Here is a 21,239-nt window from a genome sequence, read left to right on the forward strand (position 1 = left end):
AGTTATACAACCCGCCTTGCTGAGTTGTATAACCCGCTTGGGTGAGTCGTACAACTCAGCCGGGCGGGTTATAAAGTTTATACGCTGAGGCTTCGGAATAGATGCTTACCCATTCCGGTTTTCTTCCCCATCCAGTTGCTCTTTCGGCCAGTTTACTAAATATAAAGTCTCCGTAGCCCGGGTGAACGCCGTGTACAGCCATCGGAAGTAGTCGGGCGAAAGCATCTCCTCCGTCATGTATCCTTGGTCAAGAAAAACACGTTGCCACTGCCCTCCTTGCGCTTTATGGCAGGTTACGGCATAGGCAAATTTTACCTGAAGCGCGTTAAAGTATGGGTCTTCTTTCATTTTTTTCATCCGTTCGCGCTTTGTTGTCAAGTCGGCATAATCCTCAAGCACATTGTTGAATAACCGTTCGTTTTGTTCACGGGTCAGGGCAGGAGCGTCGCTGTGCAGCGTGTCGAGCAGTATTTTCACCTCCAATTCCAAATCCCCGTAATCAGGAAACGACAAAACCACATCGGCAAACCGGAATCCGTACATCGAATGGCTGCGGCGTACGCGGCGTACCACGGCTACATCTCCGTTGGCAATGAAATCCAGCTCCTTACAGCCGGTGCCCCAATAATAGTTGTTCTTGGCAATCATCAGTATATCGCCCGAATTCAGCTCGTCTTCCCGATACAGAATCGTATTACGGATACCGTTGTTATACAGATTCGCCCTTTTGTTCGACCGGCAAATCACAATCGTCTCGTCTGTGCCCGCTTGCTCGTAACACTCGTTCAACGTATCTATCAGTTCGTTGCCCGTTATCGTCCGGATGTCGGCAAATCCGGCGGTACGGACACGAGGCAGTGAAAAACAATCCTCCGCATCGATGTATTGCCGCAGCCGCGTGGCGTTATACAGAATCCCCGACTGCTCCGCCTGTCGGACCACCTGCGTGAGGCTGCATTCCGTAACTTCCAATCCGTAGCCCTGCAGGATACCGGGCGACAGCGCAGGGCTTTCTTCTTCTCCCACGGGAGGAAGCTGGGCAGTATCTCCGATAAGCATCAACTTACAGTTCGTTCCGCTGTATACATACTGAATCAAGTCGTCTAACAGTCGTCCTGTCCCGAAGATAGTGCCCGACAATCCCTCGTTGGCAATCATCGAAGCCTCGTCGACGATGAACAGCGTCTGTCGGTGAAGGTTGTTGTTCAGTGTAAAGTTATCGGTTTCGTTCGAGAAAACACGCTGGCGGTAGATTCTCCGGTGGATGGTATAAGCCGAATGTCCGGCATTTCGGGCGAAAACCTTAGCAGCCCTTCCGGTGGGTGCAAGCAAAACACACTTGTATTTCAAGTCTTCAAGCGCCTTCACCAAAGCTCCGGTCAATGTTGTCTTTCCGGTTCCGGCATATCCTTTCATCACGAAAATCGCATCAGCAGAAGGCGAAAGAATAAAATCTGCAAAAGATTTTATAGCTTTTTCTTGCTCTACTGTTGGTTTATATAAAAATTTTCGTTTAATTTGTTGCGATAAATCATTAATCAGCATATCTGTACGTAAAAAATCACATAATACTATGAGTATGTTTCGGATAAAGTGTTTTATTTGACGCTACGAATATAAATTAAAAAAACAATATTATCATGAAAACAGTTATTAATCTTGTGTTGGCTGCCTGTGTCATTGCTTTGATTTATATATGCTATGGCAGTATAATGGGACCTATTCATTTCGATGAAGAAAGAAAATTGAGAGAGAAAGCGATTATTGCCCGTTTGATCGATATCCGTAAGGCGCAACAGGAATACCGTTCGATGCATCAAGGGGCATATACCGATAATTTTGATTCATTGATTACTTTCGTGAAAACAGCGAAGCTGCCTTTCATCATGAAAGTGGGTACGCTGACCGATGACCAGTTGAACAGCGGTATGACGGAAAAGAAAGCAATGGAACTTATCAATAAAGCCAAAAAGACGGGTAACTGGAAAGATGTAGAAAAAGAAGGTTTGCAGAACTTCCGCCGTGACACGATGTGGGTGGCAGTGATGGATACGATTTTCGAAAAAGGATTTAACCCGGACTCTTTGCCTTATGTTCCTTACGGCAATGGAGCCAAGTTCCAGATGCAAAGTCGCAGAGATACATTGGATACGGGTATGCCTTTGAACCTTTTCCAAGCAAATGTAGACTATGATGTTTACTTGAAAGGAATCAACGAACAGGAGTTGAATAACCTGAAAGACGTACAAAGCAAGTTAGGTAAATATTGCGGTTTGAAAGTAGGCGATATCGAACAACCTAATAATAACGCAGGTAACTGGGAATAAGAGTATTATATATATGACTGTACCGATTGATTTTACCCAATCAGCTCAATACAATTTATCCATCCGTCTTAGTACGGATGGATTTTCTTTTTCTGTTTTCAATCCTCAAGACAACAGGGAGTGTTTTTATTCTTTTTATCCGGTAAACGCACGTCATTCGATGGCGGCAAACCTCAAACAGTTTCTTGCAGAAGCAGAAGAGATAAAGCATCGGTATAAACAGGTTAATATCTTGGTACATACGGAGCGTTACACATCGGTACCGTTGGAATGGTATGAAGACGAACTTACCGATACGTTGTTTTATCAAAACCTGCCGCGCCGGAATAACGAGGTAATACTTTGCAATGTGTTAGGTAAAAGCAACGTGGTTATTCTTTTCGCCTTAGATAAGTTGAGCCATTTGTTTCTTACTGAACATTTCCCGGATGCCCGTTTCTTTGCCACAATAAGTCCGCTGACCGAATACTTTTGTCAGCAGAGTAAAGGCAGTGAGCGGCGCAGGCTTTTGGTACACCTGCAGCCCGAAACGGTTGATGTCATAGCCTTTGGTAAAGACTGTTTGCAACTGGTCAACACTTATTCCGTATCTTCTACCGAAGATTGTTGTTACTATTTGCTTGGTATATGGAAGCAGTTAGGTTACGACCAAGAACATGACGAACTGCACGTATGCGGAGAGCCGGCAGCCGAACGTACGGAAGTTTTAGAGTGTTTGAAGAAATACGTGCGTCATGTCATTATTATTAATCCCCGGATGGAAGACAACATCCCATTCGATATGCAATCTTTAATATTATGCGAGTAATCAGCGGAATTTATAAGCGCAGGCGTTTTGATGTACCTCATACATTTAAAGCGCGCCCGACAACCGATTTTGCGAAAGAGAATCTGTTTAATGTATTGACTAATTACCTCGATTTTGAAGAAGGAATAACCGCGCTCGACCTTTTTGCCGGAACAGGAAGCATCAGCATCGAACTGGTTTCGCGCGGGTGCAACCGTGTGGTATCAGTCGAGAAAGACCCTCAGCATTATGCGTTTATTTGTAAAGTGATGCGTGAGGTAAATACCAACCGTTGTTTCCCGTTGCGGGGAGATGTATTCCGCTATATGGAGCGTTGCGGCGAGCAGTTTGATTTTATTTTTGCCGACCCTCCTTACGCTTTACAAGAATTGTCAACAATTCCCGATAAGGTGTTTGCACACGGTTTGCTGAAGCCCGACGGACTGTTTGTTTTAGAACATGGAAAAGATTTGAGTTTCGATGCCCATCCCTGTTTCGTAGAACACCGGCATTACGGGAGCGTGAACTTTTCGTTTTTTAAAGCAGCGGAGCAAGCAGCCGAACCACCGACTCTATGACCTTATTTTTCCAAGAACGTTTGTTCCATATCTTAGGCGACAAGAGCAAACAGCTTTTTTGGTCTTCAAGGAATATGTTTTTCAAAGTCAGTGCCGTATTCTTATCATAGAAGAAAGCATTGGCTTCAAAATTATGTTCAAAGCTGCGGAAATCCATGTTGGTAGAGCCGACGGTGGAAAGTTCGTCATCGCTGACCATCATCTTTGCGTGTAAAAACCCTTTCCGGTAAAGGTATATCTTCACTCCGGCTTGCATCATTTCATCTAAATACGATAACGAAGCCTTGTGTATCAACCATGTGTCTGCCCGTTTGGGCAACATGAGTCTTACATCTATACCGGCAAGAGCCGCCGTTTGTAATGCTGTTTTCACCTGTTCGGTAGGAAGAAAGTAAGGCGACTGAATGTAAAAGTACCGTTGCGCGCGGCACAGCGCCATCATGATTCCCTGCATGATGTCGCGCCATTCGCCTATCGGGTCCGACATGACTATTTGGACTATGGCTTCTCCCTTAGCCTCTGTTATTTTTGGGAAATATTCGGCAGAGGTAATCAGCGAACGGTCTACCGCATACCAGTCAGTTAGAAATGCCGTTTGAAGTCCGTAAACCGCTTTCCCGGAAATTTTAACCTGTGTATCGCGCCAGATTCCCCACGAAACACCTTTCACGTAGCGTTCGGCAATATTCATACCGCCGATAAAGCCTACATTCCCATCAATGATGGTTAGTTTACGGTGATTCCGGTAATTGATTTTGCTGGTGAACTGCGGAAAGCGCACTTTCAGAAAACTCTGTACTTCGATGCCCTCACATAACATTTGTTCGTAAAAAGCGTGGTCTACTTTCCAGCATCCGACGTCATCGTAAAGCACCCTGATTTTAACCCCTTCATGAGCCTTGTCTATCAGTGCGTCGCGTAACAGCCTTCCTACGGGGTCGTCTTCGAAAATATAATATTCCAGATGGATGAAATGGCGTGCGTGTGCTATTTCGCGGAGCAAAGATTGCAGCATGGCGTATCCGTTCGTATAAAACTCCACGCCGTTTCCGCCGAAAGTCAACGCCCCGTTTACTTTGTTGAAAAAAATAGCCAAACGTTTTCCCTCTATTCCCTCTTTCAGTGCAGCCTGCGACTGGTATGCCTCCATCGGGCGTTTGGTCAGCCTCGCATATCCTTTCCGGCTTATCAGTCGTTCCTTGCGCCTACTCTTCCCGAAGAAAATGTAGAACAGCAGTCCCACCACGGGCAAGAAGAATAAAATAAGAATCCATGCCATCGTTTTTACCGGATTCCGGTTGTCGAGAATCACGATAAAGATGGTGGTAATCACTACGGCGAGGTAGATGACATAAATAAGGGTGGAAAATACCGTACTCCACAGCATAGCGTCCATAGTTTTATCTCCCTTTGCTTATATGTATGTATAAACACGCCCGTCAGCCTTTTGGTTTGGGAAGTGCTACATAACCTTACCCACAAAGATAAACATTCGGTTGGAAATCGCAAACGGATAAGTGCCTATTTAAATAAGCTCTTATCTCCGTTTTTTCATCCGATTTTAGTCTGCGTTACGCTTTTGTTTCAAAGCCGAAACGAAACAATGAAATATCGCCTTCCTTAAAAAACTCTGATGAAGTGTTTAAAAATTGAAATATATATTCGCAGCGTTAAAAAACTTTAGGTAATTAGTTGATTAAGTATGAAGAGACAAACTTATTATGCAGGTATTGTTTCATTGGGGTTGTGTTTGCCGGTTTCCCTCTACGGAGCGGTTGATAATCCTGAAATGAATGATGTGCGGACAACGGCTTCCGTACAACAAAGTGTAAAGCTGTACGGTACGGTGATTGATGAAACCGGTCTGCCGGTTATCGGTGCCAGCGTCATGGTAAAAGGAACTACAAATGGAACCATTACCGATGTGGATGGAAAATTTGAGCTGACGGTGGGTAACAACGATGTGTTATCCGTGAGTTACATCGGCTATGAAACGCAAGAAATACGCCCGTCGGGAAATAATTTGGTGATTACGCTGAAAGAAAACTCCCAGATGTTAAACGAAGTGGTTGTACTCGGATACGGAGCCAATGCACGTAAGCAAGACCTTTCGGCTTCGGTAGGTGTGGTCGATAATACGGAAAGTCTGGCTACACGCCCCGTAAGCTCTACCGAAGGAATGTTGCAGGGACAGCTTGCGGGAGTTACCGTACAGGCAAACGGCGGCGACCCTACGGCTACTCCGAATATCGTAATCCGCGGACAAGGTTCGCAAAACGGCGATAATGTATTGTGGGTAGTAGACGGTGTTCCCGGCGCTCCCATTGCTTCGCTGAGCGACATTGAGTCGATTGTCGTGTTAAAGGATGCTGCTTCGGCGGCTATTTACGGAGCACAATCGGGAGCCGGTGGCGTTGTACTTGTTACTACGAAAAAAGCAAAAGAAGGTGCGCCTTCGGTTTCATACGACGGAACGTATGGCATCCGTCAGGCTGTCAACTTAATCGAGCCGTTGAATGCGGAAGAAGAAATTGAGATGCGTAAGCTGTCATACGGCAATGCCAACATGGATTTGCCTGATGGATGGGACGTGACCAAGAATCCGTGGATTGCTACCACCCGTACCAACTGGATGGACGAAATATTCCGTACGGCTTTTTATCAGCGTCATAATCTTGCCATCAACGTAGGTACGGAAAATAGCTCCAACCGTTTGTCTTTGTCGTACGATAACGATGAAGGAGTATTGATAAATACATTCAATAAAAACCTTTCTTTACGCTATAACGGAAAATTCAAACTGAATAAGTGGGCAACTGTTAGTCAGGATTTTGTTTGGAAAAACACACAGAAACGTTCGAGCGATACGAATAGCGGTTATACGGGAGCTGTTATTGCTGCCATGTATATGCCGCCCAGCGCAACGGTTTATAATCCGTTAGACGGTTCGTATGGAGGTACTACCACCGAAGACCCTGCTTACATCGAAAAATACGGAAGTAACTTTGCCGATATCCACGGTGATGCCGTAAACCCGGTGCGCTTGTTGGAAGCTGACAATATCTACGACAAAACTACCAGCGTGTGGTCTACCACCAATTTGGAAATAGCCAACATCATACCGGGGCTGAAATTCAACAGCCGCTTTACGTATAATGTAGAGAACAACTATTACAAACAATTCAGCCCGATCCGTGATGAAGTAGGAAAGCCCGATTTGTCGAACTCGCTGACAGAATCGTCTTATCGTGGCGATACATGGAAAACCGAAAACACTCTGACGTACGATAATTCATTCGGTCAGCATACGGTAGGTGCATTGCTCTCTACCACGGCAGACCACTACAACGTCCGTGGCTTTGAAGTAAACGGACAAGATTTGTCTGACGAATCGGAATATCTGCAATATTTGTCGTATGCCGGCACTACCACTGCCACTGATTATCTGACCGGTCCGGATGCCAATGTTTCAGTCATTGCTCGCTTGGCTTACTCGTATGCCGACCGCTATTTCGTAACAGCTTCTTGGCGCCGGGACTATGCCGGACGTCTGCCGAAAGAAAACAATTATGGCGATTTCCCGGCTGCAACTTTGGCATGGAAGGTTTCAAACGAAAAGTTTTTCCCGAAAAGCGATGTGCTTAGCCTTTTGAAGATACGTGCTTCGTGGGGACGTGTCGGCAATTTGGGCTCTATCGGATATAATTATAAGTCGTTGGTGTTGGGTAAAGAGTTCTCTACCGATCAAGGACAATACGGAGTAAGCGGTAATACCACGTGGGGAAATGTGGTATATAACTCTACCGCCCTGAATCCCGACCTGACTTGGGAAACGTCTGAACAGTTCGACCTCGGCGTAGACCTCAGCATGTTTAAAGACCGTCTGTCTGTGCAGTTAGACTACTTCGACAAACGTACGTTTAACCTTATCCAGACCCAGACAATGAACTGGCCGAGTACAATCGGTATCGATGCCATGCTGGTTAATCAGGGCGAGGTACGTAACCGGGGATTCGAGGCTCAGGTAAGCTGGAGCGACACCGTGAATAAAGACTTTTCATATTTCGTAAGTGGTAACTTCTCTTATTTAAAGAACTGGGTATCGGATATCGGTGTAAAGAATGCCGACGGCACTCCGGGCGTATGGACCGGCGGGGGAGAATTCCGTAACCTGCCATACGTATATCAAACCGCCGAAGGTGAACCGCTTAATTCATTCTATTTGGTTAAAACCGACGGAATCTTCCAAAGCGATGAAGAAGCTGCGGCTTATGTAGATAAAGATGGAAACCGTATTCAGCCCAATGCCGTAGCCGGCGATTTGAAATTCGTGGACTATAACGGGGATGGAACCATTGATGATGCCGACCGCCAATATTGCGGCAGTGCAACCCCGAAAACCACTTATGCTTTCACGCTCGGATTTACGTACAAGAAACTCTCGCTAAGCGCAATGTTTCAGGGAGTAGGAGGCGCACAGGCTTTGTATATCGGTAAATACATGTCGCTGAGTGATGTGGAAGGAAACTTTAACCGCTCGAAAGAAATCCTGAACGCATGGAGTCCGACCAACACTTCATCCAATATCCCCCGATTGTCGAAAAACGACCCCAACGGTAACTTTACCACCGTTTCCGACTGGTATTTGGAAGATGCTTCGTACCTCCGTTTCAAGAACCTGACACTGTCTTATGATTTGTCTGATGTACTCCGTAAATGGGCGCATCTGAAAGACCGTAACAGTAGTATGTCTGTTTATTTCAGCGGTGAGAACTTATTTACGATAACAGATTATTCGGGTATGGACCCGGAATGTGGCGGATATGATGCGATGAAGTATCCGGTATCGCGCGTGTTCTCTTTCGGAGTAAAACTAACGTATTAAAACCAGACTATTATATAATAAACTTAATTAGCAAATCATGAAAAAACTATATTTATCGGTTTTGGCTGTATCGGCGTTGCTTTTCGGTTCATGCAGTGATTTCTTGGACGTACAACCCGAAGGAAGTGCCATTACAAATGCTTATTTCACGAACGACCAGCAGGCTATCGATGCGATTGACGGGCTGTATAAACCACTCCATAAAGAAACCGTATTCGGGCGCGACCTGTTTTGGGAGCAGGGGGCTGCCTGCGATATCGTGTGGGGACGTACCCGTAATTTTAATTCGCTTGCTACGCTGTCGTATACCGGCGATGAGGAACCTTTGCGAAATTCATTCGATACTTTCTATCAAGTAATGTCGCGTGCCAACTGGATTATTAAGCAGTTGCTCGACAAAGAAACCCGAACGGAACTCAGCGATGTGGAAAAGCGCAGCTTGGGAGAGGCTTATTTTATGCGCGGGATGACTCATTTCTTGGTGGCATACCGTTACGGAACCGACAAGCAGGGGGTACCCTTTGTGCGTTACGAGGATTTTGAAGGAGAGTATGATAGCTCAATACCTCCGCAACAGCCCACGGTGATGGATAATTACCGGCTGATTATAGAAGACATGGATAGCGCCATCGAATACTTGCCTAAATTTGAGGAATATACTGAAGATGAACGGGGAAGAGCTCATCAGGCAGCAGCCGTGGCTTATAAAGCAAAGGTTTATGCGTATTGGGCTACATGGGACGAATCGCAGTGGAACAATGTCATTACGATGGTCGGATTGTTGGAAACCGAATACGGGCGTGATTTGGCTCAGACTTTCGATGAGTTATTCTCTTCTGATTTTGCCGATTATTGGAATGCTGAATACATTTGGTCTATTCCGTCGACAGGCGGAGTGAACGGAGGAGGTTCGGATTTCCCCGGTGTAGTATTGGAAAATAAAGGATGGGGCGTATATAACGGTTGGGGACAAATCAAGCCCACGCTCGATATCTACGAAGAAATGGCGAAAGACGGTGCGGGAAACGACCGCTTGGTTCGCTCTATCTTAGAGTATAACCAAGAGTTTCAGTTCTTCGGAGAAACCATGCGTTTTGCTTCTTCTTCTGATTTGGAAGCCGGTTTTCAGGTAAACAAATACATGGACCCGTTTAAATACGCCAATGCCATAGCAGACGGTTATGTAAACCCGAACGGCGACTGGCCTACGGCGCGTGTGAACTTTCCGTTGATTCGTTTTGCCGAAATGCTCTTGTTCCGTGCAGAGGCTTACATTATGACCAACCAGCCGGAATTGGCTTTATCGGATTTGAACCGCATCCGTGAGCGTTCAAACCTGACGTTATTAGACCATACGCCTACCATGACCGATTTGTATCACGAACGTCGTTGCGAGTTGGCTTTTGAGTTTACCGACCATTTGTTCGATTTGAAACGTTGGCACCGCTCTTCCAATTCCGAAATCAAGGCATTGGCTGAAAAAGAACTCAATTCGCGTCCGAGAGTACGTAATTACGAAGACCGTACCAGCCCCACTTCTGCGTTTACGATAGGTTACTATGCCGATTATCCTAATAAAGAACCCTATCAGGATTATATGATGGTATTCCCTTATTCTCCTGAACAGGTAACCAAATCGAACGGGTTGTTGAAACAAAACGAAGGATATTAAAGATAAGTTGTTTGATAGTTTAGTTACTTACGTATGAGTATTACCAATTTACAACATTTTGCTGTAATGGGAGTTTTATTGGCAGGCTGCTGTTTGCAGTCTGCCAATGCGCAATATCCCGTTAAGATACATTCGCATAACGATTATACGCGCACCGTTCCGTTTTATCAGGCGTACGCCCAAAAGATATATTCCATCGAAGTGGATATGTTTTACCGCGACGGACAGTTTTATGTGTGTCACGATGAAAAAGACATCGCTGACGGCCGCACGTTTGAACAGCTTTATCTTCAGCCGATACTTTCGCTGTATAAGCAGAACAACGGGCAGGCTTGGGCAGATGAGGCACGTCCGCTGCAACTGCTTATCGAAATAAAATCCGATAACACGTCTGCTTTTATGGATGCACTGACACGTCTGTTTGAGGAGCATCCGTCTGTATTCAATCCTTCGGTTAATCCGAATGCGGTGCGCGTAACGATTACCGGACGTGTGCCCGCTCCGGATGAATTTGCTCGTTATCCGGAGTACATCTGTTTTGACGGCGATTTAAATCAAAACTATACCGCCCGACAGTTGGAACGGGTGGCTTTGTTTAGTGTAGACTTCCAAAGCCTGTCGAAATGGAATGGGAAAGGGTTGCCTGTGGCTTCCGAAAGGGTTCGGATAGCAGAGGCTGTCAGCCGTGCCCATGCAGCAGGAAAGCCTATACGTTTCTGGGGAGCTCCCGATGGCATTACGGCGTGGAACTTGTTTCAGTCGATGGGTATTGATTACATAAATACCGACCGCGTGGAGCGTTGTGCCGATTTCTTTTCAAACTGGCATAATAAGACGTATGTGATTGGCGGGGATGCTTCAGCCTCTGCGACCGGAGTGACGCGCACCGACCGATTAGACAAGACAACTCACGATTTTGCCGGTTTCCGTAATGACAAGCTGCAACTCGCCGAGCGTATTCCGCTGTACACTCCTTCTTACCTTAACGATGGCGCCGATTTGCCGGTGAAAAATGTAATTCTGCTGATAGGCGACGGGATGGGACTGGCGCAGATAACTGCTGCCGACCGGGTGAATAACGGGTTGAACATGTTATTGTTAAAACATTTGGGATTGATTACAACTTCTTCACGCGATGCGTTTACCACCGATTCGGCAGGAGCCGGCAGCGCATTGGCAACAGGCGAGCAGAATTCAAACCGCCACATTGCAATGAGCGACGACGGTAAACCTTATCCGCAACTGACCGATTTCTTTAAGGAAGCCGGGAAAGACTGTGGAGTAGTAACGTTGGGGAATGTGGCAGACGCAACTCCCGCAGCCTTTTACGGTCATAACGTAGAGCGTGATAATGCGGAAGACTTGACGCGCGAGTTACTCAACGGAAAGTTGTCAGTGCTGGCAGGAAGCGGTATGGAGTGTTTCGTCCGGCGCAAAGACGGTTTGGATTTGCGGAATGAACTGAAGCAGAGGGGATACCGTTTTGTAACGCAGGCAGACGAAATAGATGCTGATACGGCTAAGGTTGTCTGCATAGACGAGGAAATGGCGAAGGCTACCGATACGGATAATTTCGATTTGCTGGCAAACGCTACCCGGCGCAGCATCGAGTTGTTGAATGGTAGAAACCCGAAGGGATTCTTTTTGATGGTAGAAGGGGCGAAGGTTGATTATGCCGGACATTCGAACTGTTTCCCGGCTTCGGTAGTGGAGACGTTGGGATTTGACCGCGCCGTGGCAGAGGCATTGAAGTTTGCCGACCGTGACGGCAAGACGCTGGTTATTGTAACGGGAGACCATGAAACCGGAGGTTTGACGCTGATAGACGGAGATAACCAGACCGGACGTATGACTGCCTGTTACGTTACCGATGACCATACGCCTATCATGCTTCCCGTGTTTTCATACGGTCCGCAAGCAGATAAATTCGGTGGGAAATATTATAATTACGACATCCCGCGGCGTATAAAAACGCTACCCATAGAGTGACTCATCTTATGCGGTAGAATTTTTGTTTCTTCCCAATAAACAAACAAACGCAACCCATACCGTTTTTCAGCTCGTTGGTATGGGTTGCGTTTGCTGTATAATCAGGGTAAAAAGGCTTTTAGAAGCGGTGCGGACGCGGTCCGAATCCCGGACCTCTGCCGTGCGGCCCTCCCATCGACGGTCCTCCGTTTTTGCCTCCGAAGAGATTCAGACGGTAAATGAAGTGTACCATGCAGTAACTGTAAATGGCATTATATTCCGTATCGCTTCGCATGGCTGCCGTAATAGCTCGACTTACATTGCTCTGGTTGCGCAGGATGTCGTAGAACTGAATACTTACCGTAGCGGCATTGCCTTTCAGGAAATCTTGAGAAATCTGTGCGTTCCAAATCAGCTCGTCGCGGTTCATGCTGTTGTCAGAATATCCGCGACGTGAGTTCTGAGAAAGGTCGGTGGCAATCGACATATTCCACGGCAAGCGTATGTTGGTGCTCGCCCCGTAAGAAAAGTCGTAAGTATCCATGTTGTTTTGTTCCTGATAGTTGTTTCGTGAGTGGGTATAATTTAACGAACCGTTTAGCGATACTTCCCACCAGTCTGTACGATACGTTCCGCGCAAGCGTTCGCCCAGTCGTAACTGGCGGGTCTTGTTGCGGTCGTCGTTGGTCGTTTCGGTATTGTCGCTGATGTAGCTCACGATGTTGTTGTAACTTGCCGTAGTAAACGTATTAATGGTATATTTCTTGTTCCGCAATGCGGTGTTGCTGCCCAACATGCTGAACAGATTCCAGTTTCCGTTGATGTTTTCCGGCGTAGTAATATATCCACCGGTTGTTTCATTGTATACACGCCGGCTACTTACGCTGTTCATCGTATTGCTGAAGCTGACGTGAGTCACCATGCCTCGTTGGGTTTCCGTATTAAACGTGTTGTAGAATGCCCGGAACGAGTTGGTGAACGAAGGCTTCAACCCCGGATTTCCCCGACGGATATTCAACGGGTCGGTTGTATCTTCAACAGGGAGCAAGTCGGTCATGCTCGGTTGCGAGCTGCGTCCGCGGTAGTTGATGCGGAGCTGGCTTGTCTTGTTAAACTTATAACGGAAATCGAGTGTCGGCGTAAAGTTGAACACATTGCGTACGGTTACCGTATCTAAATCCCCTTTCTTGTATGACAGTTCTGTTTTTTGGGGCTGGAACGATACTCCCACGTTCAAGCGCATTTTTTCACGAATCCACCGTAAGGCTAATTCTGCCTGATGGTTATAGTATGTATAGTGTGCGCTCTTGCTGTTTTCCTTGTCCAGCACGCCCGTATATTCTCCTCCGTAGCCGTTATCTATTGTCCAGTCATTGGGCATGGTATACGTAGAGTTGTCGGTGGTAGAGTATCGGTATTGGAAATTATAGCTGAACTGTAAAAATCCTCCTTTAAAGATAGGTTCGCTATACGATACACGCGCACTGAAATTATTGTTCAGCGTAGGAGTGGAGATGTAGCGGTTCAGAATCTCCAACCGCTCTTCGTCGGTCATCTGGAAGTATTCGGTTTCTGACGTAGAAAATTGTTCGCTGCTGCTGTTGGTGTAATTATACGTACCGCGGAAGTTGATGTTACGCCCCGCTTTGCCCAAACGACGGTTGAACATCACCGAACCGCCCACATTGAAATCGCTCGACTTGCTGAGGCTGTTACGTATAATGGTGTTGACTATGTTTTCTTCTGCCATTAAGTCGGTCAGGTTTCCTTCCTGTATGGCAGCAATTAACTCGTCTGTCGTATTCTGAGGTTCTGCATTAAATGTTCCCGAATTGGAGCTTTCTGTATTGTCTGTATCTCCGTAGCTTAACCTCGGCCGTACGAGTAACATTGTCATTGTGTCAGGACGCCATTCGATGCGGAAATCAGCCGTAAGCGCCGTGTTTTTGTTCCGCTGTGCAATCAATGCATTTTGGAAAGAACTGTTGTCTGAAGAAACGAACGTTTCCGATGCCTGTTTGCTGATAATGTCCGCATCTTTATAATTGAAATTAACGCTACCGCCTGTTTCTAATTTTTCGGAAGTAGTGCTGAAGTTAAATCCTCCCATTTTTATGGCGGTCAGTCCGTTTTGTCCTCCCCACCTGAATCCGCCTCCACCGCCGGGATATCCTTGGTCGTTCACGTTGTTCATTGAGCCGATTACGGTAAACTGGTTGTCTCCCCAGAAGCGGTTAAGCATGATTTTCCCGCTGTAACGGTCTTCTGTTCCGGCTGCCAAGTCAGCATTGCCGAACCATCCTTTGTTCATTCCCGGCTTTACACTTAAATCGAGAACGGTTTCTTCTTCGCCATCATCAATACCTGTGGCACGTGCCAAGTCAGATTGTTTGTCATACGCACGCACTTTGTCGATGATATTCACCGGCAGGTTCTTCATGGCGATATTCGGATCGTCAGCAAAAAACTCCTTGCCGTCTATCATGATTTTTTTGATTTCCTTTCCGTTGATGGTTATTTTACCATTTTCATCCACTTCTGCGCCCGGAAGTTTTTTCACCAACTCCTCTAAAGCCGAGCCTTCGGGCACACGATAGGCTGAGCTATTATATACTAATGTGTCTTCTGCCGCTGTCACTTCGGGGGCTTGCGCTACAACCACGGCTTCTCCCAACATGATGGCATCAGCCTGCAATTCAATATTACCCACGTTCAGACGGGGCTTGTTTCGAGTCATTTCGATTTGCCGGAAAAATGTAGTATAACCGATATACGATATTTTCAGTAAATATTTTCCCGGACGTACGGATAAGGCAAAGTTTCCATCAAGGTCGCTTACATTTCCTTTTACCATCGTACTGTCTTTTAATGACAGAATTTGTACTGTCGCTTGCATGACGGGCGATTTGTCGCCCCCGTCGAGCACCGTTCCTGTAACGGTAGCTCTACCGCTGCCGCTTTGTGCAAAAGCGGAAATTGCAGAAATAGCCATCAGCAGTATCCCCAAAACCCATGTTTTCATTCTAATTCCTATGATTAAGATTGATTGTTCTTTTGACACCTTACGGGTTTAAAGGTTTAATCTCATGAATTGATTTTTGTGATTTTTCTTTCATTTTTTTTAATGTTATGCTTTTTTTGAGTGAATTTCGAATCGGTTTCTTACGTCGGTGAGCTTTCTTGTGGATTAATCCAACTTAAGCGAGTAAGTATTTATTTGTAAACTGTTCTCTACTTTTATGTATCTTTTTTCTAAATTTGTAGCCGAAAACTATACATTTATGAGTAAACAAGAAGTGATTATTTGCCGGAATTTTGAAAAAGATTTGGAGACAGCCGTTGCGTCTCATGCCTACGACAAGCTGTTTTTACTTACCGATGAACATACTTTTCGGTTTTGTTATCCGGTCATCGAGCATATAAGTTGTCTGAAAGATGCCGTTTCTATCTGTATCGGCGTTGAGGATGTGCATAAAAACTTAGAGACTCTGGCATACGTGTGGAGCCAGTTGAGCGAGAAAGGAGCCACGCGCCATTCGTTGCTGATTAATTTGGGGGGCGGTATGGTGACTGACTTGGGAGGATTTGCAGCAGCCACATTCAAGCGAGGTATCTCTTACATTAATATACCGACTACGTTGCTTTCGATGGTGGATGCAGCCGTAGGAGGAAAAACAGGAATTAACTTTAACGGACTGAAGAACGAAATAGGGGCGTTTGCACCTGCCGACCAAGTGCTTATCGACTGTGAATTCTTGCGGACTCTCGACCGCGAGAACCTGTTGTCGGGCTATGCCGAGATGCTGAAACACGGACTTATCAGCAACGTAGCCCATTGGAGTGAACTGTTGGCTTTCGATATGGAACGGGTGGATTACGGTGTATTGCAGCAGTTGGTGGCACGTTCGGTACAGGTAAAAGAAGACGTGGTAGCTCAAGACCCCTTTGAAAAAGGCATCCGGAAGGCGTTGAACTTCGGTCATACGGTGGGACATGCCTTTGAGAGTTTCGCTCTGAAAACCGAACATCCCGTGCTGCATGGGTATGCCGTGGCGTGGGGAATGGTATGCGAACTGTATCTTTCTCACATACAGGTAGGTTTCCCGTCTGATAAGTTACGTCAGACCATTCAGTTTATCAAAGACAACTACGGAAGGCTGCCCTTTACGTGTAAAGATTACGATACCTTCTACGAGTTTATGAAGCATGATAAAAAGAATGTATCATCGGGTGTGATAAACTTTACTTTGCTGGGCGAAGTGGGGGATATTCGCATCAACCAGACTGCTTCGCAGGAAGATATTTACGAATTGTTCGATTTTTATAGCGAGACGATGGGATAATTCGCTCCCCGTCTCGCGTGTCGGACACATGCGTTTACAGTCGCTTCAGTGCCAGTTTGATAACTTTCTCTACCGCCGCATCCGGTTCTTCCTTCAGTATGGAGGCAACCACTTTCTGCGAAGGAGCTTGGGCAAACCCCAGCATGGTAAGTGCCGAAACAGCTTCTTCGTATATTTCGGTTTGTACAGACGATACAACGGTACTTACCGGCATTGCCGAATCAACGCCGATGGTCGCAATCTTATCTTTTAACTCCACAATGATGCGTTGGGCGGTTTTTAGTCCGATACCCTTTACGGTTTTAAGCAATTTCTCGTTTCCGCTGCTGATAACGTTGCATAGCTCCGACGGCGAAAGAGCCGAGAGTATCATGCGCGCCGTGTTTCCTCCGATGCCCGAAACGGTGATGAGCAGCAGAAACAATTCGCGCTCCTGCTTCGAGGCAAAGCCGTATAACACGTACGCATCCTCCCTGATTGCCTCGTAGATGTATAACTTTACGTTTTTTTTCCCCTGTATGGCAGAGTAAGTGTTCAGCGATACATTCACACCGTATCCTACCCCGTTACATTCTATCACCGCCAGAGCCGGCGTTATTTCGGTAAGTTCTCCTTTGATATATTCAATCATCTTTTTCGAATAAATTATAATTTAATGTACAAAAATAGGTATAAGTAAGTTATAAATCGTAAGTTTTACGATTTTTATTTTCAAATCATCCCGAATGTTGTTGTTTGGAATGATTCTAATTCCGTATTTTTGCAACCGTAATTTAAGAATCAATCATTAAACATTCAATATCATTATGAAGAAGATTAGAGCTGCCGTAGTAGGATACGGAAACATTGGTAAGTTTACATTGGAAGCGCTTGAGGCTGCTCCCGATTTTGAAGTAGCCGGAATTGTTCGTCGCCACGGTGCAGAAAACAAGCCGGCTGAACTGGCTGACTATCCGGTAGTAAAAGATATCAAAGAATTAAAGGATGTAGACGTGGCTATTCTTGCTACTCCTACCCGTAGCGTAGAGGCATACGCTAAAGAAATCTTGGCGCTCGGCATCAATACGGTTGACAGTTTCGATATTCATACGCAGATTACGCAGTTGCGCCGCTCGCTCGACGAAACCGCAAAGGCTCATAACGCTGTGTCTGTAATTTCGGCAGGCTGGGACCCGGGAAGCGACTCGGTAGTACGTGCGTTGCTGCAGGCTATTGCTCCGAAGGGAATTACTTACACTAACTTTGGTCCGGGACGCAGCATGGGACACTCGGTTGCCGTGCGTGCCATCAACGGAGTGAAAGACGCTCTTTCAATGACGATTCCCGTGGGTACGGGCATTCACCGCCGTATGGTGTACGTAGAACTGGAAGAGGGAGCCGACTTTAAGACTGTAGAAGCTGCTATCAAGACAGACCCCTACTTTGTAAACGATGAAACGCATGTAATTCAGGTTCCGAGCGTTGACGATTTGAACGATGTAGGCCACGGTGTGAACTTGGTTCGCAAAGGCGTATCGGGTAAAACCCATAACCAGTTGTTCGAGTTTGATATGAAGATTAACAACCCGGCTCTTACGGCTCAGGTATTGGTATGCGTTGCCCGTGCTTCAATGAGACAACAACCGGGATGCTATACGATGATTGAAATTCCGGTAATCGACTTGCTGGAAGGCGACCGCGAAGAACTCATTGCCCACTTGGTATAATCGGATAATTCCGAGCCCTGATTTTTAAGGGAACTATTAACCCCCTATTCTGTTGAATGACAGGCGGAACCGAATGTTCTCCTGTGAATGTCCAACGGAATAGGGGGTTGCTTTTTCATGCAGAAAGCTGCGTGATAAATTTCTACCTGATGCATCGGTTAACGCAAGCCGTAGTGTTGATTGTTTCTATGGGAAGAAAGGGGCAACGCTACGGCTTGCGTTTTTTAACCCTTTTTTCTCATTTCTGTCACGAATTTGATAATAACGGGAAGCATCTCTTGGGCGGAAGTCAAATCCCCGCAGGCAGTTTCGAGCGGACATCTTCCATTCTTGGCACGGTTGATGATGAAAGGTACTTCTTCGCCACACGTTACCTTTGCTCCTGCGTCTTCCAGCAGTCGGCGTGCAGGCGTACTGATTACGTCGGCATATACGTTTGTGATGCCTCCCAATACCATCAGTGCGGCAGCCCCTTTACCGATAACCTTGTCGGAAATGGAAGCATCTTTCAGGTACTCAGGCTTTTGGGTATATAAATCGTACAGGTCGGCAACTCCTCTTTGCGTGTAGGTATGTATGCCGTAAGCGTTTTTGATGACGCATGAATAGTTTCCCTCGTGCAAGATTCTCTTTATCTCTTCCATAATGATATTGATGGTTTAGTTGTTCTTCCTTTTCCGGAGTTCCTCGGCTATCCGGTAGTGCAGGGCGGCTTCCGTTTCTTTTCCGGCGCTGTCGAGCGCATCGGCAAAACACTCGTGCGCCCCCGCGTGATGAGGCTTCAGGCTGGTAGCCTTGTCTAAGTCGGCAAGAGCTCCCTCGGTGTCTCCCGTGTGTAGGCGCAACTTCCCCCGGTTATATACCGCCTTAAACTCGTTGGGGCGGAGCTTCACCGCTTCATTCAAACATGCTTCCGCTTCGTCAATGCGGTCGGCATCAAACAGCGTAACCCCTTTTCTTACCCAAGCATCGACATACGTAGGATAAAGTTCAATCGCCTTGTTGTAATTGGCGATGGCAGCCTGCGGGTCGTGTGCTTTGGTTATACATTCGTTGCCCATGAGGTAATACTCGTGTGCATATTTTTCCAGATTCTTCTGTTGCTCCTGCATCCGTTCTTTCAACCGCCGGTTTTCGGCTTTCAGTTGGTTGATAACCCCTAACTTTCGCCGGATAAGTCGTTGGATGATTGGCTTTTCAATGTCGTACCGGCTGTGGATAGCCTTAAAAAACTGATTGAGAAACTCTTCGAAGTCCCCTTTGTCGAATGCCTGTGCAGCGGCTACGTACTGAATATCTGCCTGTGCCTGCTTCATGGCGCGGTCTACTGCCTGCTGGTTGTTGAACCGCTTGGAGAAAGCCACGATTTCGGGACGCACAAAAATATCCCCTCGTGTGATTTCGCGTTTCAACTGAATCCCGTCGAGCGAAGTACAGCGGCTCAACGCCACATACGCCTGTCCGCCTGCAAACACCCCTCCCGTGAAGTCGATAACCACCCGGCTGAAGGTCAGTCCCTGACTTTTGTGTACGGTAATAGCCCACGCCAGACGGATGGGGTACTGCGTAAACGTGCCCAACTCTTCTTCTTCAATCTTTTTCTCGGTTTCATTGTAACGGTAACGCACGTTGCTCCAACTCTCCCGGTGAACGTCCATTTCCTTTCCGTCTTCGGTAATGATGTAGATATTTCCATCGTCTGAAATGCCTGAAACCGTACCGATAGTCCCGTTTACCCACCGCTTGTCCGCATCGTTTTTGATAAAAATAACCTGAGCGCCGGGTTTTATCACGAGTTCCATGAGGGTAGGAAGGCTGTTTAGAGGAAATTCTCCTTTGATTTCGCCCTGAAGCGTAACGGGTTCGCCCGGCAGCTCTGCCAACTTTTGTTCGTTGATGTAATCTACCGTGTCGCGGCGTGTGGCGAGGGTGATGTATAAATCGTTTTCGTCTTTTCGTATAGGCGTATTATAGCGCGTATTCAGTAGCTGAAGGTCGGCAGCCCCGGCAGTATTGGTACGGATGTGGTCGAGTACGCTTACAAATACTTGGTCTGTCTGTCGGTACACTTTCGTCAGTTCGATAGCCACCAGTTCCATCTCCTGAAATACCCTTGCCGAAAAGAAATAAGGATTCGGATAAAAACGGTTGATGATTTCCCTCTCGTCGCTCTTCACCACCGGTTCCAACTGAAAGATGTCGCCTACCAACAAGAGCTGTTTCCCCCCGAAAGGCTCTCGCATATTCCGCGAATATACCCGTAATACCTTATCTATAAAGTCGATAATATCGGCTCTCACCATTGAAATCTCGTCGATAATCACCAGTTCGATGTTCTGTATCAGCTTGCGGTGGTCAGACGAATACTTCAGAAAATCATGCAATTTGTTTCCTTGAAACTTCGGGTCGTCCGGCAGTAACGGATGAAAAGGCAGTTTGAAAAAGCTATGTAGCGTACTTCCTCCGGCATTAATGGCAGCAATTCCCGTAGGAGCAAGTACCACATATTTCTTTTTTGTGTTTTGACACACATATTTCAGAAAAGTCGATTTGCCGGTACCGGCTTTTCCCGTCAGGAACACCGACTGATGAGTATACTGTATCAGCTTCAGCGCATTCTGAAATTCGGGATTATCTGTATCTATTACGGTGTGTGCCATCGTTGTCACTCTTTTTTCTACAAAGATAGATACAAAAAGGCAATAAAAAAAGCGACCACGTTGGTGATCGCTTTTCGTTTTTAATTTATTATTTACGAAAGCCTCTCGGCATTTATCAGATTCTCTACTAAAGCTGACGCTTTATAAATGGCTGTCAGCTCATTTACTTCTTGCTCACCATGTTGTCGTTGAGCATTACGTATCCCCAAATCATCGGGTCTGCGTTCATAATCTTGTGAAAAATGTTCTTTACCTTTTTCATAATGTTATCCTTTCTTTTTAGTTAATAAAAATAATACCTAAAAACTTTACC

Annotated in this window: 14 protein-coding genes; 8 read left to right on the plus strand and 6 right to left on the minus strand. The window is 46.3% G+C overall.

The window, feature by feature from the left end; translation table 11 throughout:
* Nucleotides 1-105: 105 nt before the first annotated feature.
* Complete coding sequence (locus M3085_RS11315) at nucleotides 106-1,545, minus strand: ATP-dependent RecD-like DNA helicase (RefSeq protein WP_178256885.1); 1,440 nt, start codon at nucleotides 1,543-1,545, stop codon at nucleotides 106-108.
* Nucleotides 1,546-1,640: 95 nt separating this feature from the next.
* Between M3085_RS11315 and M3085_RS11320 the strand changes: the two genes are divergently transcribed.
* From M3085_RS11320 to M3085_RS11330, 3 genes are read left to right on the plus strand one after another with little or no spacing between them, the layout of a single operon-like run.
* Nucleotides 1,641-2,327, plus strand: a complete 687-nt coding sequence (locus M3085_RS11320) for a hypothetical protein (protein WP_178256886.1) — start codon at nucleotides 1,641-1,643, stop codon at nucleotides 2,325-2,327.
* Nucleotides 2,328-2,340: 13 nt separating this feature from the next.
* The gene (locus M3085_RS11325) at nucleotides 2,341-3,135 is read left to right on the plus strand and encodes a DUF3822 family protein (RefSeq protein WP_191709987.1); all 795 of its coding nucleotides are present in this window, start codon (nucleotides 2,341-2,343) and stop codon (nucleotides 3,133-3,135) included.
* A complete protein-coding gene (locus M3085_RS11330; RefSeq protein WP_249053036.1) occupies nucleotides 3,126-3,692 on the plus strand; it encodes an RsmD family RNA methyltransferase in 567 nt (188 codons plus the stop codon). The genes M3085_RS11325 and M3085_RS11330 overlap by 10 nt, the downstream gene beginning before the upstream one ends.
* On the opposite strand, the gene cls is transcribed toward M3085_RS11330, so the two are convergent.
* Nucleotides 3,652-5,079 (minus strand): cardiolipin synthase, encoded by a 1,428-nt coding sequence (gene cls / locus M3085_RS11335; RefSeq protein WP_410554669.1) that lies wholly within the window; start codon nucleotides 5,077-5,079, stop codon nucleotides 3,652-3,654. The two genes, M3085_RS11330 and cls, sit on opposite strands and share 41 nt — an antisense overlap.
* 402 nt (nucleotides 5,080-5,481) lie before the next feature.
* On the opposite strand from cls, the gene M3085_RS11340 reads away from it, so the two are divergent.
* The 3 genes from M3085_RS11340 (at nucleotide 5,482) to M3085_RS11350 (ending at nucleotide 12,238) form a co-directional block, all read left to right on the plus strand.
* Nucleotides 5,482-8,577 (plus strand): SusC/RagA family TonB-linked outer membrane protein, encoded by a 3,096-nt coding sequence (locus tag M3085_RS11340; protein ID WP_249053079.1) that lies wholly within the window; start codon nucleotides 5,482-5,484, stop codon nucleotides 8,575-8,577.
* Nucleotides 8,578-8,614: 37 nt separating this feature from the next.
* Nucleotides 8,615-10,249: a RagB/SusD family nutrient uptake outer membrane protein gene (locus M3085_RS11345; RefSeq protein WP_249053038.1), complete on the plus strand. Its 1,635-nt coding sequence runs from the start codon at nucleotides 8,615-8,617 to the stop codon at nucleotides 10,247-10,249.
* Between the two features lie 66 nt (nucleotides 10,250-10,315).
* Complete coding sequence (locus tag M3085_RS11350) at nucleotides 10,316-12,238, plus strand: alkaline phosphatase (RefSeq protein ID WP_249053039.1); 1,923 nt, start codon at nucleotides 10,316-10,318, stop codon at nucleotides 12,236-12,238.
* Between the two features lie 118 nt (nucleotides 12,239-12,356).
* Here the strand turns inward: M3085_RS11350 and M3085_RS11355 are convergent, their stop codons facing one another.
* Nucleotides 12,357-15,239 (minus strand): TonB-dependent receptor, encoded by a 2,883-nt coding sequence (locus M3085_RS11355; protein ID WP_249053040.1) that lies wholly within the window; start codon nucleotides 15,237-15,239, stop codon nucleotides 12,357-12,359.
* Nucleotides 15,240-15,498: 259 nt separating this feature from the next.
* Between M3085_RS11355 and aroB the strand changes: the two genes are divergently transcribed.
* Nucleotides 15,499-16,560: a 3-dehydroquinate synthase gene (gene aroB, locus M3085_RS11360; protein ID WP_178256892.1), complete on the plus strand. Its 1,062-nt coding sequence runs from the start codon at nucleotides 15,499-15,501 to the stop codon at nucleotides 16,558-16,560.
* A 34-nt stretch (nucleotides 16,561-16,594) separates the two neighbouring features.
* Here the strand turns inward: aroB and ruvA are convergent, their stop codons facing one another.
* Nucleotides 16,595-17,191: a Holliday junction branch migration protein RuvA gene (ruvA, locus tag M3085_RS11365; protein ID WP_249053041.1), complete on the minus strand. Its 597-nt coding sequence runs from the start codon at nucleotides 17,189-17,191 to the stop codon at nucleotides 16,595-16,597.
* A 175-nt stretch (nucleotides 17,192-17,366) separates the two neighbouring features.
* Between ruvA and M3085_RS11370 the strand changes: the two genes are divergently transcribed.
* Entirely contained in the window at nucleotides 17,367-18,266 is a 900-nt protein-coding gene (locus tag M3085_RS11370) for a diaminopimelate dehydrogenase (protein ID WP_249053042.1), read from the plus strand.
* Between the two features lie 224 nt (nucleotides 18,267-18,490).
* Here the strand turns inward: M3085_RS11370 and M3085_RS11375 are convergent, their stop codons facing one another.
* Nucleotides 18,491-18,910 (minus strand): DUF1893 domain-containing protein, encoded by a 420-nt coding sequence (locus M3085_RS11375; protein ID WP_249053043.1) that lies wholly within the window; start codon nucleotides 18,908-18,910, stop codon nucleotides 18,491-18,493.
* 15 nt (nucleotides 18,911-18,925) lie between these two features.
* On the minus strand, nucleotides 18,926-20,926 hold the full coding sequence (locus M3085_RS11380) for a tetratricopeptide repeat protein (RefSeq protein WP_178256897.1): 2,001 nt from the start codon (nucleotides 20,924-20,926) through the stop codon (nucleotides 18,926-18,928).
* Nucleotides 20,927-21,239 lie beyond the last annotated feature (313 nt).

The organism is Bacteroides caecicola (genome assembly GCF_023337095.1).
Taxonomy (GTDB): domain Bacteria; phylum Bacteroidota; class Bacteroidia; order Bacteroidales; family Bacteroidaceae; genus Phocaeicola; species Phocaeicola gallinarum.

Excerpts from the sequence above, each read along its gene's own strand:
- M3085_RS11345 (WP_249053038.1), top strand. The coding sequence starts at position 8,615 with ATGAAAAAACTATATTTATCGGTTTTGGCTGTATCGGCGTTGCTTTTC.
- M3085_RS11330 (WP_249053036.1), top strand. The coding sequence starts at position 3,126 with ATGCGAGTAATCAGCGGAATTTATAAGCGCAGGCGTTTTGATGTACCT.
- M3085_RS11380 (WP_178256897.1), bottom strand. The coding sequence starts at position 20,926 with ATGGCACACACCGTAATAGATACAGATAATCCCGAATTTCAGAATGCG.
- M3085_RS11320 (WP_178256886.1), top strand. The coding sequence starts at position 1,641 with ATGAAAACAGTTATTAATCTTGTGTTGGCTGCCTGTGTCATTGCTTTG.
- ruvA (WP_249053041.1), bottom strand. The coding sequence starts at position 17,191 with ATGATTGAATATATCAAAGGAGAACTTACCGAAATAACGCCGGCTCTG.
- M3085_RS11315 (WP_178256885.1), bottom strand. The coding sequence starts at position 1,545 with ATGCTGATTAATGATTTATCGCAACAAATTAAACGAAAATTTTTATAT.
- M3085_RS11350 (WP_249053039.1), top strand. The coding sequence starts at position 10,316 with ATGGGAGTTTTATTGGCAGGCTGCTGTTTGCAGTCTGCCAATGCGCAA.
- cls (WP_410554669.1), bottom strand. The coding sequence starts at position 5,079 with ATGCTGTGGAGTACGGTATTTTCCACCCTTATTTATGTCATCTACCTC.
- M3085_RS11340 (WP_249053079.1), top strand. The coding sequence starts at position 5,482 with ATGAATGATGTGCGGACAACGGCTTCCGTACAACAAAGTGTAAAGCTG.
- aroB (WP_178256892.1), top strand. The coding sequence starts at position 15,499 with ATGAGTAAACAAGAAGTGATTATTTGCCGGAATTTTGAAAAAGATTTG.
- M3085_RS11370 (WP_249053042.1), top strand. The coding sequence starts at position 17,367 with ATGAAGAAGATTAGAGCTGCCGTAGTAGGATACGGAAACATTGGTAAG.
- M3085_RS11325 (WP_191709987.1), top strand. The coding sequence starts at position 2,341 with ATGACTGTACCGATTGATTTTACCCAATCAGCTCAATACAATTTATCC.
- M3085_RS11355 (WP_249053040.1), bottom strand. The coding sequence starts at position 15,239 with ATGAAAACATGGGTTTTGGGGATACTGCTGATGGCTATTTCTGCAATT.
- M3085_RS11375 (WP_249053043.1), bottom strand. The coding sequence starts at position 18,910 with ATGGAAGAGATAAAGAGAATCTTGCACGAGGGAAACTATTCATGCGTC.